Annotated in this window: 12 protein-coding genes and 2 tRNA genes; 4 read left to right on the top strand and 10 right to left on the bottom strand. The window is 62.6% G+C overall.

The window, feature by feature from the left end:
• Position 1: 1 nt before the first annotated feature.
• Complete coding sequence (locus SKA58_RS08125; protein ID WP_037542299.1) at positions 2-514, bottom strand: hypothetical protein; 513 nt, start codon at positions 512-514, stop codon at positions 2-4.
• Between the two features lie 139 nt (positions 515-653).
• Between SKA58_RS08125 and SKA58_RS08120 the strand changes: the two genes are divergently transcribed.
• A tRNA-Arg gene (locus SKA58_RS08120) sits at positions 654-730 on the top strand.
• Positions 731-774: 44 nt separating this feature from the next.
• Positions 775-851: transfer RNA gene (locus SKA58_RS08115), tRNA-Arg, on the top strand.
• 34 nt (positions 852-885) lie between these two features.
• On the opposite strand, the gene SKA58_RS08110 is transcribed toward SKA58_RS08115, so the two are convergent.
• From SKA58_RS08110 to SKA58_RS08080, 7 genes are read right to left on the bottom strand one after another with little or no spacing between them, the layout of a single operon-like run.
• Entirely contained in the window at positions 886-2,343 is a 1,458-nt protein-coding gene (locus SKA58_RS08110; RefSeq protein WP_009821914.1) for a cobyric acid synthase, read from the bottom strand.
• Between the two features lie 36 nt (positions 2,344-2,379).
• Complete coding sequence (locus tag SKA58_RS08105) at positions 2,380-2,595, bottom strand: hypothetical protein (RefSeq protein ID WP_037542753.1); 216 nt, start codon at positions 2,593-2,595, stop codon at positions 2,380-2,382.
• Between the two features lie 26 nt (positions 2,596-2,621).
• Positions 2,622-3,881, bottom strand: a complete 1,260-nt coding sequence (locus SKA58_RS08100; RefSeq protein WP_009821912.1) for an N-succinylarginine dihydrolase — start codon at positions 3,879-3,881, stop codon at positions 2,622-2,624.
• On the bottom strand, positions 3,878-4,897 hold the full coding sequence (locus SKA58_RS08095; RefSeq protein ID WP_009821911.1) for an arginine N-succinyltransferase: 1,020 nt from the start codon (positions 4,895-4,897) through the stop codon (positions 3,878-3,880). The genes SKA58_RS08100 and SKA58_RS08095 overlap by 4 nt, the downstream gene beginning before the upstream one ends.
• Before the next feature lie 4 nt (positions 4,898-4,901).
• Positions 4,902-6,128 (bottom strand): hydrolase, encoded by a 1,227-nt coding sequence (locus SKA58_RS08090; protein WP_009821910.1) that lies wholly within the window; start codon positions 6,126-6,128, stop codon positions 4,902-4,904.
• A gap of 58 nt (positions 6,129-6,186) precedes the next feature.
• Positions 6,187-7,095, bottom strand: coding sequence for a DUF481 domain-containing protein (locus SKA58_RS08085; RefSeq protein ID WP_009821909.1), 909 nt, complete (start codon positions 7,093-7,095; stop codon positions 6,187-6,189).
• A gap of 54 nt (positions 7,096-7,149) precedes the next feature.
• Positions 7,150-7,629 (bottom strand): RNA pyrophosphohydrolase, encoded by a 480-nt coding sequence (locus SKA58_RS08080; protein ID WP_037542298.1) that lies wholly within the window; start codon positions 7,627-7,629, stop codon positions 7,150-7,152.
• A gap of 206 nt (positions 7,630-7,835) precedes the next feature.
• Between SKA58_RS08080 and SKA58_RS08075 the strand changes: the two genes are divergently transcribed.
• A complete protein-coding gene (locus tag SKA58_RS08075) occupies positions 7,836-9,212 on the top strand; it encodes a cryptochrome/photolyase family protein (protein WP_009821907.1) in 1,377 nt (458 codons plus the stop codon).
• Between the two features lie 36 nt (positions 9,213-9,248).
• Positions 9,249-10,514 carry an SAM-dependent methyltransferase gene (locus tag SKA58_RS08070; RefSeq protein WP_037542296.1) on the top strand — a complete coding sequence of 422 codons (1,266 nt, stop codon included), beginning with the start codon at positions 9,249-9,251 and terminating at the stop codon, positions 10,512-10,514.
• Between the two features lie 3 nt (positions 10,515-10,517).
• Here SKA58_RS08070 and SKA58_RS08065 read toward each other — a convergent pair whose 3' ends face one another.
• Both SKA58_RS08065 and purF read right to left on the bottom strand, forming a co-directional pair.
• Positions 10,518-11,231: an SDR family NAD(P)-dependent oxidoreductase gene (locus SKA58_RS08065; protein WP_009821905.1), complete on the bottom strand. Its 714-nt coding sequence runs from the start codon at positions 11,229-11,231 to the stop codon at positions 10,518-10,520.
• An 88-nt stretch (positions 11,232-11,319) separates the two neighbouring features.
• Entirely contained in the window at positions 11,320-12,780 is a 1,461-nt protein-coding gene (gene purF, locus SKA58_RS08060; protein ID WP_009821904.1) for an amidophosphoribosyltransferase, read from the bottom strand.
• Positions 12,781-12,866: the final 86 nt, after the last annotated feature.

Here is a 12,866-nt window from a genome sequence, read left to right as displayed (position 1 = left end):
CTTACGCTGATCCGGTAAGGCGACCCAGCAGGCCCGGCTTGTCGCCGCGCTCAAGCGACCGTGCCTGACCCCGCCAGTCCTCATGCGCGATGGTGCCGGGCTTCAATCCTAGGCGTGCTTCCAGCGTGGCTTCCTGTTCCGCGCTCAATCCGGCGATCTGGCCGTAGCGGTGATAGCCGGCTTCGTTCAACGCAACTTCCTGCGCCTGCGTCAGACCCGTGATCCGGCTGAGGTCATCCCGACCATGGACCGCGCCGCCAACAGCAGTAGCCGTGCCCGGGCCGATCGGCCCGCTATGCCGTTCCAGCTCGGCGATGCGCGCATTGGCTGCCTCTAGGCGGGCATCGCGCTCCCGGATCGCGCCGTCCCGCTCCTTCAAAACGGTGCGATGCGCGATCTGCTCGTCGCGCCAGAGCCGCTTATATTTGCCGCGCCCGCTCATCATCAGCCCGAGTAACCAGCCAACGATCAGGGCGATCAACAACAGCGCCAGGTCATTTATGGTGAAGCTCATGATGGCCTCCTTTCCTGCGGCTTGAACGGCGGACGGACGCAAAGGTTGCCCCATGCTCGCGCAGGCGGATCGAGCGGAAGGAAAAGTGTAAAAAAGGCTTGCCCAATCGGCCGGGCGCTTCTATCTGCGCCTCTCCAACGCACCCGTAGCTCAGCTGGATAGAGCATCAGACTACGAATCTGAGGGTCGGACGTTCGAATCGTTCCGGGTGCGCCATTTGGAAACAGGCAGTGCGGCTTTCAGCCGGCTGCCGGAAATCGGCACCCGTAGCTCAGCTGGATAGAGCATCAGACTACGAATCTGAGGGTCGGACGTTCGAATCGTTCCGGGTGCGCCATTTCCCTCATGGGGCGGCGGTGGCTGCCTTTTTCCTATTTGTTTTCCCCCCTGGCCAGCGCGACCATGGCGTCAATGTCGCAATGCCGTTCCAGATGCGCGGCAAGCGCATCCAGAGCATCCTCGACTGATCTGCCATAATCGGCTTGGGCCGACGTCGCACCAATGCGTTGCAGCAAGGCGGCGCGCAATTGCGTGCTGGCGAGAAGGCCATGGACATAGCTCCCCATCACGCGCCCGTCCGGGCTGATCGCCCCGTCCGGCTTGTTTCCCAGCATCGCAAAGGGTCGCGCGCAGCCTGGCCCCTCGGTGCGACCCATATGCATTTCATAGCCGTGAAAATCTGCTGTCAGCGCGCGGCCGCGGACTTGTTCCAGCGTCTTGGCACCGGCAAGAATGGTGTCCACCTCAAGCAGGCCCAAACCGTTGATCTCGCGCACCGAGCCTTCGATGCCGTCGGGATCGCGGATCGTCCGGCCCAGCATCTGATAGCCGCCGCAAAGCCCCAGCACGGCGCCGCCTCTGTGATGATGCGCGCGTATGTCGATATCCCAGCCCTGTTCGACCATCGCGAGCATGTCCGCGATCGTCGCCTTCGACCCGGGCAGGATCACGAGCGCAGCATCACCCGGAATGGGTTGGCCAGGCCCGATCATGCGTAGGTCGACGGCCGGCTCCAGCTTCAACGGGTCGAGATCATCGAAATTGGAGATGCGCGGTAATACTGGGCAGGCGATGACGATCGGCGCTTCTATGGAGGCAACTGGGCGCTCGAGCACCACCGCATCTTCACTGGGTAGCCGCGCGACGGCATTCAGCCAGGGAACGACGCCGAAGCCCCGCCAGCCCGAACGCTCCTCAATCTGGCGATAGCCATCCTCGAACAGGGACAGGTCGCCACGGAATTTGTTGATCAGGAAGCCGCGGATCATGGCTGCATCGGCGGCATCGAGCACGGCGCGCGTGCCGACGACCGCCGCGATAACACCGCCCCTGTCTATGTCGCCGACCAATATGACGGGAACATCGGCGGCGCGCGCAAAGCCCATATTGGCGATATCGCCAGCGCGCAGATTGATTTCGGCAGGGGAGCCAGCGCCCTCCACCACGACGATGTCACATTGGCCGCGCAGCCGGTGATAGCTTTCAAGCACTTCGTCCAGCAGCGCGCCGCGAGCGGCTCGGAAATTGCCCGATCCCAATGTCCCGCGCACCTGCCCATGCACGATCAGTTGGGAACTGCGGTCGGCCTGCGGTTTCAGCAGCACCGGGTTCATGTCCGTATGCGCGGGAACGCCGCAGGCTATCGCCTGGAGTGCCTGGGCGCGGCCAATTTCTCCGCCATCGACTGTGACAGCCGCGTTGTTCGACATATTCTGGGGTTTGAAGGGGCGCACGTTATGGCCCCGAAGCCTCAATGCGCGGCACAGCCCCGCGACCAGAACCGATTTGCCGACGTCAGAGCCGGTCCCCTGCAACATGATCGCGCCCATCGCGCGCTCTTGCCCGACCGGGACCGGCAGTGCAACTCAAAGCCCGCGCTGATACTCCACAGCGTCAATGATCTTACCGCCGGCCATGAATACCGCGCCCGTACAGGCCAACGCCAGCAACTGGCCGCCGAAACCGGGATATTGCTGGACGTAAACGGCGCCACGTTCGGTCGCGCCAAGCGCGAGCGCATAGATGATCAGAAACGCCTCGAACTTGGTCTTGATCGTAAAAAGGCCCTTGATCCGTTCCATCATCGTCCCATTGGCTGGTCGCCCCGTCAGGGAAGAAGATCGCCCGAAAGCTGCAAATGGTCAACAAGCGTTAACCATGATTGCTCGATCCGGGCGATAAGGCGAGTGTCGCCCAAGTCATCCGGCGCGATTTCCTCTGGCCAGTAGGTCGCGACGATCCGGGCGATTTCGTCCAGCTTGCGCTCGTCGAGCAAAAAGCGCGGGTCGATTGTGGCCGGATCAGCCACCACGCGCAGCCGCAGGCAGGCCGGACCACCGCCATTGGCCATGGACTGGCGGACATCCACGGGAATGAGGCGGCGAATCGGGCCATTGCCCGCGATCATCTGCTGCAACCAGGTCCACACGGCTGGCGTATCTTTGGCCTCTGTCGGCAGCACCAACGCCATGACGCCGTCGGGCAGGGTAACGAGCTGCGCGTTGAAGAGGTAGCTGCGGATCGCATCGGCCAGGCTGACGGCGCTCGCCGGCACTTCGACGATCTCCACGCAGGGCAGCGCGTCCCGCAGGGCGGTATAGAAGGCGTCCTTGTCCGCGAAGGCCTGCTCATGGGTAAAGAGCACGCGCTCATTCGCAACCGCGACCACGTCGTTATGGAATGCGCCGGCGGCGATCGCTTCCTCCGATTGCTGGACGAACAGGCTGCGCGCTGGGTCCAGACCATGCAGCCGCGCGACCGCCTTGCTGGCCTCCACATGCTGGCGGGCGGGGAAGGGGCCGCCCGACTGGCCATAGACGAAGACCTCTACCCCCGGCACGTCATGGCGTTCGGCCAGGCGCATGTGATTGGCCGCGCCTTCATCGCCAAAGGGTGGGGGCACAGGATCATGCACGGCAAAGCTGCGTGTATCGGAAAAGGCCAGGCGCAGCTGCGCCAGTGTCTGGGGCCATTCATGGCTGCGATGCGGCATGGTGACGAGATTGGCGACGGTCATGTGCGTGCGCCCATCGCGCGTATCGGCAGCAGGAGACACCGTCGCCGCATTGGCCGCCCACATTGAGGAGGCTGACATGGCGGCGGCGCGAATATGCGGCTCGGCGCCGGACACATCGGTCCCCAACCGAGCCAGCCAGTCGCCATCGGGGCGCCATTGCGGCAGGAAGAGGCCCTGCTTCAGGCCGAGCGCCACATTGCCCCGCATCTTTTCCAGTCCCTGCAAGGCGGCGGCGCGGGGCTGCGACACTGCGCCAGCATTGCGCGCGGAAGCAAGGTTGCCGAGGCTGAGGCCCGCATAATTGTGACTGGGACCGATGAGACCGTCAAAATTGATTTCGGTGGTGGTCATGCCCGACCCGCCATGGTGAAGCGGTCCCCAATTCCAAGGCCGATCCGCTTGACGCTTTCGGCGTCGAGCGAAATGGCACCATCCGCGTCTTCTTCGATAAGCCCCCAGGTGCAGCGATAATCGGCAAGCTGCCCGCAGGCTATCAGCATTTTCTGCCCGCCGCTTTCATGCGTCGCGGCCAGCGTGACGTCGCGCGCGGCGGCGATGGTTTTTAACTGATCGACCTGACCAACCATGGTCGGCCCCCCGTCGAAAATATCGACATAGCCGGCATTTTCAAACCCTTCGGTTTCCAGCATCCGCATCGCAGCGCGCCCATTGGGGTGGGGCAGGCCAATGACAGCGCGGGCACTATCGGTCAGCATCGCGGTGTAGATGGGCGTCTTGGGCATCAGGTCGGCGATGAACTGGTTGCCGTTGACGGCGTTGAATTCATCGGCCTCCTGAAAGTTCATGCCGAAGAACCGGCCCGCCAAGCCATCCCAAAAGGGCGACCCGCCCGCCTCGTCAATGACGCCGCGCAGTTCGGCGATGACCCGGTCGCCAAAGCGCGCGCGGTGATTGCGGATATAGAGGTAGCGGCTGCGCGCGAGCAACAGCCCCAGGCCTTCCGCCCGTTCGCGCGGATGAAGAAACAGGCCGCCCACTTCGACGGACCCTTCCAGATCGGTGGTCAGCGAAAGCATCTGCGCGCGAAAGGTGCGGCCCAGTTCGCGACTATGCTGGGTCAGCATGCCAAGACGGTAGGAATAAAAGGGCCAGTTTTGCCCGACGGTCGAGAAAATCTGGCATGTGCCGCGCACTTGCCCGGTTTCGACATTCTCCAGCACCATGACGATCAATTCGTCCTCGATGCCGTCGCTCGTGCGCGCGAGCGCCTTTTCCGTCCGTTCAAGCTTCGCCGACAGGGACGCACGATCGGGCGGCAAATTCGTAAATCCGCCGCCAGTCAGCTTGGCCATTTCATAAAGCGTCTGCAAATCGTCCGCGCGCGCGATGCGCATGATGAAGCTCAAGCGGTCATCCTCTCTCTTGTCCCGGTTGAAACTGGCCCTGCGCGATACGCCACAGGGAAAGCGCCGACAGCCGCGCGCGTTCGGGCAGGCTGTCGGTCAATAGAAATTCCGCGTCGCTGTGAATGCTGCCACCGCGCACGCCCATGGTATCGACAACCGGTACGCCGCAGGCGGCAATATTATTACCATCGCACACCCCGCCCGTATCGCGCCATCCGATCGACAGGCCAAGGTCTGCGCCGCATTGCGTGACCAAGCCGAACAGCCGTTCGGCCTTGGCGTCCATGGGCTTGGGCGGGCGGCCAAACCCGCCGTGAAGGTGGAGCGAGACGTCATGATCACGCGCGATGTCGGCCATGACGCGATCGATCAAGGCGCGCGCTGCCTGTTCGTCATCGGGCGTGCGAGGGCGGAAATTGACGCGCAGGACGGCATGGTCTGGCACGACATTGTTTGGACCGCCACCATCAATCCTGGCCGGGTTGCAGGAAAAGCCGGATCCGCTGGCGGCCTTGAGGCGCAGGGCCAGGTCCGCCGCTGCGAGCAGGGCGTTGCGGCCATCGTCGGGGTTGCGACCGGCATGGGCGCTGCGGCCCGTGACGATCACGGAAAAATTACCGCTGCCCGCTCGCGCGCCCGCCAAAGTCCCGTCCGGCAGCGCCGGTTCATAGGTGAAGGCGGCCAATTTGCCTGCCGCCCTGTCGCGCAGCAACGCGGCTGACGATGCGCTGCCCACTTCTTCGTCGCTGTTGATGACCACGTCATAGCCGACATGATCGACAACGCCGGTCCATTCCATTGCTGACAGCGCAGCGAGCATGACCGCTATGCCGCCTTTCATGTCCGCGACGCCAGGTCCATTGAGGATGCCGGGTTCCAGCCAGCGCTGGTTCTGAAACGGATGATCGATCGCGAAGACCGTATCCATATGCCCGGTCAGCAACAGGCGTGTGGATGCCGCGGGCCGCACGGATAGGAGCAGATGCTGACCATGGGCGAGCGGCTGTACGCGGCCATCGGGCGCGACGCTTTCTACGGGGGCGGGATCAACAAGCGTCACGTCGCCGGGCAGGGCGCTGAATGCGTCGGCCAGCATCGTCGCCATGTGCGCAAGGCCGTCGATATTGCGCGATCCGCTGTTGATCATCGCCCATCGCTGCACCTGATCCAGCATCGGCGCGGCCGCCGCATGGTCCAGCAGTCGTTCTTCTTCCACAGACAATCGGGTCATGCCATTTGTCTATCAGAGGCCGGAACGGCGCTCCACCCCCGCACGAAAATTACGCATGTCAGAAATCATATGTCAGGGTCAGACGGCTCAGCGTATCGAAGTCGCGGGCGGCCAATACTGTTTCAGATTCATATTGGATGTTGTAGGAAAAGGCAGCCGACCAGCGGGTGCTCACTTTTGTTTCCAGCGAAGTCAGGGCGTTGAGTGTATAGACGTCGCTTTCGGCATAGCCAGATGCGGTCTGCTTGAAGGTCAGCGTCGGACTGGCGCGCCAGGCCAGCGCCATGGATCCGCGCGCGCCCAATTTGGTTTCGCGTTCTCCGATTAGATATTTCACATGACGTATCGATGGGCCGATGTCGGCCGACAGATCCACAGGCTTGCTGACGATCAGCTTGTACCCGATTCCTGCCGACGCGGTGTAGCGCTCGTCATAACCGATTGATGTGTCCCGTTCGAACTGCGCCAGGCCGTAGGCGAAGCCGCGCGGATCGAACTCGTAACGTGGTTCATAGCCGGCAAAATAGCGTTCGCGCGATGTGACGCCATTGGCGCGGCGGTAATCCGCGCTCGCTGTCAGTTTATGCGTCCACTGGATGCCGGTGCGTGTCGCAGTGGCCGATGCGCTGATGCCCAGTTCGCTGGTCGACCCGGTCGAACGGAAACCTCCGGCCTCGATCCGGCCGGTCCACAGATCGCCGATGCCGGCTTCGCGGATGACGGTTTCGTGCGTCGCCTTGGTTCGTTCTTTCCAGCTGTTGACCATCCTCTGAATCTGATCGGCGGATTGAGGATTTGTCTGCTTGGCGATCTTCGCGACGGTCGCGATGTCGGTTTCGTTGCCATTGGCGATCGCCGCTTCCAGCATTTCGCGAACGGATGCGGGCAGCAATGCGTCCTCGGCGGCGTCGGCGGTGACGGGCAGGACGACGAGGGACAGCGATAACGGTAACAGAAGAGCGCGCATGGCGCCTTCATATCGTCTCGACAGCGAAAATTAACCCCCTTAGCGGCGGATTGATCAGATAAGCGCCCGGAATTCCTGCACGATGTCGCGATAGAGCTTGCGCTTGAACGGGACGATGAGGTCCGGCAGCGTTTCCGGCGCAGCCCATTTCCAGGCTCGGAACTCGGGATGATCGGTTGCGATGTCGATATCGCTGTCCTGTCCCAGAAAGCGGGCGAGGAACCAATATTGTCGCTGGCCGCGATATTTGCCGCCCCAAAGCTTTCCGATCAGTTCGGGCGGCAGGTCGTAGAAATGCTCATCCTTCGCCTTGGCGATGATGTCGACATGCGTGCGATCAATGCCCGTTTCCTCGCGCAGTTCGCGCAACGCTGCTGTCCTGGCATCTTCCCCCTCGTCAATGCCACCCTGCGGCATTTGCCAGGCCTCGACGACATTATCGAGTCGTTGGCCGACAAAGACCTTTCCTTCCGTATTGACGAGCATGATGCCGACGCAGGGGCGATACCCCATTTCCTGTTCCTTGGACGCCAAAGTCGTAAGTCCCCAGTTGCCATAGTTCTGACGGCTCGTCCTCAAGGCCGCCTTCGGCGTCTCAAAGACGCTGCGCGACGATAAACCGGGCTTCTGGCGCCGTCCATGGGCCGAATCGGCCCCGCATCTCTCCCGCATGGCGAATTGCGACAAGCTGCCCTAATGGACGCTTGGAACCGGGATATGTTGCCCGGCATTGGATACGAATGACCGCTCCCGTGCTGCTCTGGTTCCGCCAGGATCTTCGCCTTTCCGATCAGGCCGCTCTCATCGCCGCAGCGTCTGAGGGGCCGGTTGTCCCGGTCTATGTGCTGGATGACGATACACCGCGGCAATGGGTGATGGGCGGGGCTTCCCGCTGGTGGTTGCACCATAGTCTGGCCAGCCTGGACAGGGCGTTGCGGGAAAAGGGGTCACGTCTGACCCTGCGCCGTGGCAAAAGCGCCGATGTGCTTCAGGCATTGGCAAAAGAATGCGGAGCGGGACGCGTCCATGCGCTGCACCATTATGAACCCTGGTGGCGCAATGCGGAAAAGGCCGTCGCCAAGGCGCTGGACCTTTGCCTGCATGATGGCATCTTGCTGCTGCCGCCAGGTGCGGTGCGAACAGGATCGGGAGGCATCTATAAAATCTATACGCCGTTCGCCCGTGCCGTCATGGAACAGATGCCGCCGGCAGCCCCGAACCGGACCCCCGCCACCATCGACGCGCCGGAATCCTGGCCGGAAACCGACCGGTTGAGCGATTGGGGCCTGTTGCCGACCAAGCCTGACTGGGCCGGCGGTTTCAAAAAGGACTGGACGCCCGGCGAGGACGGCGCGCGGGCCAATGTCGCCGCGTTCATCGACGAGGTTGGGGATTATCCTACCGGGCGCAACCTGCCCTCAGTCGAGGGGACGTCCCGCCTGTCGCCCCACCTTCACTATGGCGAAGTCTCTCCTGCCTATGTCTGGCACCGGGTGACGGCTTCCAACGCAGACGCGGAGATATTCCTCAAGGAACTGATCTGGCGGGATTATACCCATACGCAAATTTGCGAGATGCCCGCCTATGGGTCGAAAAATGCGCGCGATGACTTCGACCGGATGGATTGGCGAGACTTGCGGGAGGCGCGGGGCGATTTCGTCGCCTGGAAGAAGGGGCGCACCGGCTATCCCATTGTCGACGCTGGCATGCGGCAATTATGGACCACTGGATGGATGCATAACCGTGTGCGCATGATCGCGGCCAGCTTCCTAATCAAGCATCTGCTGATCGACTGGCGACATGGCGCGAAATGGTTCTGGGATACGCTGGTCGACGCGGATTATGCCAATAACAGCGTCAATTGGCAGTGGGTCGCCGGCAGCGGGATCGACGCCAATATGTTCAGCCGCATCATGGCGCCGCTGACCCAGTCCGAAAAGTTCGATGCAGGCGATTATATTCGCCAATGGGTGCCTGAATTAGCCGCCTTGTCGAATGAGGTCATTCATGATCCCGATGCCCATGACGCTCGGCCGGACGATTATCCAGCCAAGATCATAGGCCACAGGGCGGGGCGCGAACGCGCGCTGGCGGCCTATCGTCGCATCAAGGGATGATTGCAGCGCGCGATGGCTTGCGGCAGGATCGCAGCCATGAACGCGACCGATCCCCGCCGCGGCCGACAGGCCCCGTCCGTCTTCAGGCAATCCCGCATTACGGGGAGCGCTGGCATCTCTCGTTGGATTGCGCCCCTGTTTCATCAGATGCTGGACCGGATCGACCAGGGTCTTGAGGCGGGATCACTGGAAGCAGACCTGCCGGATGGTACGCGCCGACTGCTGGGCGGTCGGGCGGCAGGACCCGATTGCGTCGTTCATCTGCATAGCTGGCGCGCTCTGGTGCGATTGGCGACCGGCGGCTCGGCGGGCTGGTATCGCGCCTGGGCTGCGGGTGAATGGGCCAGTCCTGATCCGGTGCCGCTCTTTGCCCTTTTCATGCGCAATGCCGTCAGCCTGGGCCAGCTTGCCAGGCCGCGTGGGCCAACCCGATGGATTGGCCGCATATGGCACTGGCTGCGCCGCAACAGCAGGGCGGGGTCACGGCACAATATCGCCTTTCATTATGATCTGGGCAATGATTTCTACCAGCCTTGGCTGGATGAAGACATGCATTATTCCAGTGGCTTGTTCGCCGATACGGACAATTGGTTGGAGCCGTTGGAAGCCGCGCAGAGACGCAAGGTTGATGCCATACTCGATCGCCTGACCCTCAAGGATGGCGATGCATTGCTGGAAATTGGATGCGGTTGGGGCGGGCTGGCGGAGCGGGCAATGGAACGGCGAGCGCTGCGCTACACTGGCCTGACGCTGTCGAGCGAGCAGGCCGACTATGCCCGCGACCGGCTGGGGTCAGGGGCCAGCGTGGAGTTGATGGATTATCGCGACGCGAGGGGCATCTATGACGGCATTGCCAGCGTCGAGATGGTGGAGGCGGTGGGGCAGCGTTACTGGCCCGATTATCTTGCAGCCATTTATCGGCTTCTGAAACCTGGCGGCCGCGCTGCGATCCAGTATATCCTGATCGACGACGCGATTTTCGAGCGCTATGCGCGCGGCGTCGATTTCATCCAGACCTATATCTTTCCCGGCGGCATGCTGATTTCGGAAAGCCGTTTCCGGCGCATTGCGCAGGAGATGGGGCTTGAATGGCGCGACGAACGCAGGTTCGGCCTACATTATGCCGAAACGCTGCGCCGTTGGCGGCAGTGCTTTGATCGCGCCATTGAAGAAGGACGGCTGCCAGCCGGTTTTGACCAGCATTTCGTTGCGTTGTGGCGCTATTATCTGATGTATTGCGAGGGCGGGTTTCGCGGCGGCGGCATCGATGTCGCGCAGGTGACATTGGTGAAGCCTGCGTAACGCTCAGCCGTCGACGCGCATGCGGTGGCCCGTCGGCGTATCGCGCACCACCAGATCGACGATGGCGTCGGCCACTGTTTCGGGACCTTTGAGCGTGGCGGGATCTTCGCCGGGATAGGCGCGGGCGCGCATGGCCGTGCGGGTCGCGCCGGGATCGACGATATGGGTGCGGATAGCGGAAATGTTCCGCACTTCCTCTCCATAGGCGCCAATCAGCGTCTCCAGCGCCGCCTTGGACGCGCCATAGGCGCCCCAATAGGCGCGCGGTGCCGTTCCGACCGAGGATGTCAATGCGACGACGCGCGCGTCGCTGCTTGCGCGTAGCATGGAATCGAACGCTGCGATCAATGCCTGAGGTGCGGCGATATTGAGCGTCAGCAGGCGCGCAAATTCCTTAGCGTCGATCGCCTGCACAGCAGCCAGCGACCCCAGCGTCGCAGCATTTAGGACCATGATATCCAGCGCGGACCAGCGGCCCCCGATCGCCTGCGCCAGGCGGCCGACGCTGTCGCCGTCGATCAGGTCCAGCGGCGCAATAGTCGCGCTGCCGCCGGTGGCATGGATACGCTCTTCCACTTCCTCCAGCGCGCCGGGCGTTCGCGCGGTCAAAATGACGTGCGCGCCTGCCGTGGCAAGCGCTTCGGCCGTAGCGGCGCCAATGCCCCGACTGGCGCCGGTGACGAGTGCCAGCTTGCCGGTAAGAGGAAGGTTGGACATGGCACTCCCGTCATTGCCGGCCGGGGGCCGGACTTGTCATTTGTTTGGAAAGAAGGGGCGGCCATGGCGGGCTGCCCCTTTACGCGTGTCAGACGACCCGTTCGGCCAGCAGTTCGAACTGGTTCTGAACCACAGCTTCGTCCTGATCGGTCAGCGTGGTCGGATAATCGCCGGTGAAGCAGGCGTCGCAATATTGTGGCCGTATGTCGGCCCGCTTCGCTTCGCCCAATGCCTTGTACAGGCCGTCGATCGAGATGAAGGACAGGCTGTCGGCGTGAATGAAGTCCTGCATGCCGCCAATGTCGAGCCGGTGGGCGAGCAGCTTGGTGCGCTCAGGCGTGTCTACGCCATAGAAGCAGCTATGCTTGGTCGGCGGCGATGCGATGCGCATATGAACTTCGGCAGCGCCGGCCTCACGCATCATCTGCACGATCTTGAGCGAGGTGGTGCCGCGTACGATCGAATCGTCGATCAGCACGATGCGCTTGCCCGCGATCAGCGCGCGATTGGCATTGTGCTTGAGCTTCACGCCCAAGTGACGGACCTTATCGCCCGGCTGGATGAAGGTGCGGCCGATATAGTGCGACCGGATGATGCCCAGCTCGAAGGGAATGCCCGATTCCTGAGCATAGCCAATGGCGGCAGGCACGCCGCTATCAGGCACGGGGATGACGTAATCGGCCTCGACGGGGTTTTCGATCGCCAGCTGCGCGCCAATCGCCTTGCGCACCGAATAGACGCTGGAGCCGTCCACGATCGAATCGGGCCGGCTAAAATAGACATGCTCGAAGATGCAGGGGCGTGGATGGGTTTCGCCGAAGGGGCGGTGGGACCGGATTTCACCACTGTTGGTGACGATGACCAACTCGCCCGGTTCGACGGTGCGGACATAATCCGCGCCCACCACATCGAGCGCCACCGTTTCCGACGCGAAGATGGTTGCGTCGCCCAGCGTGCCCATGACCAGCGGGCGGATGCCCAGCGGATCACGGCAAGCGATCATGCCTTCGGGCGTCATGACGATCAGCGAATAGGCGCCTTCCACCTGCTTGAGGGCGTCGATGAATTTGTCCAGCAGCGTCCGGTAGCTGGACGTGGCCACGAGATGGATGATGACTTCGGTGTCGGACGTCGACTGGAAGATAGAGCCGCGACGAATCAATTCGCGGCGCAACTTCATCGCGTTGGAGATATTGCCGTTATGCGCCACGGAGAAGCCGCCGGAATTGAGTTCGGCATATAGCGGCTGCACGTTGCGCAGCGATGTTTCGCCGGTGGTGGAATAGCGAACATGGCCGCAGGCGCTCTCGCCCGGGAGGCTGCGAATCACATCGTCGCGGTCGAAATTCCCCGCGACATGCCCCATCGCCCGATGGGTATGGAATTCGTGGCCGTCCCAGCTGGTGATGCCGGCGGCCTCCTGGCCGCGATGCTGGAGCGCGTGGAGGCCGAGCGCGACGATAGCGGAGGCCGTTTCCGCGCGCGAGACGCCGAAAATGCCGCATTCCTCGCGCAACTTGTCGTCGTCGAAGGGATTTGTCGTGATCATGGGTGCGAACCGGTTCCGTTGCCGTTCTTGCCGCCCGTCCGGGCCGCCTTTGAGCGCGCATATAGTCGCTTGAGGGCGGTTTGTCG

Origin of the sequence: Sphingomonas sp. SKA58 (assembly GCF_000153545.1) — a bacterium.
Taxonomy (GTDB): domain Bacteria; phylum Pseudomonadota; class Alphaproteobacteria; order Sphingomonadales; family Sphingomonadaceae; genus Sphingobium; species Sphingobium soli.
This window is presented reverse-complemented; position numbering and strand designations above follow the sequence as displayed.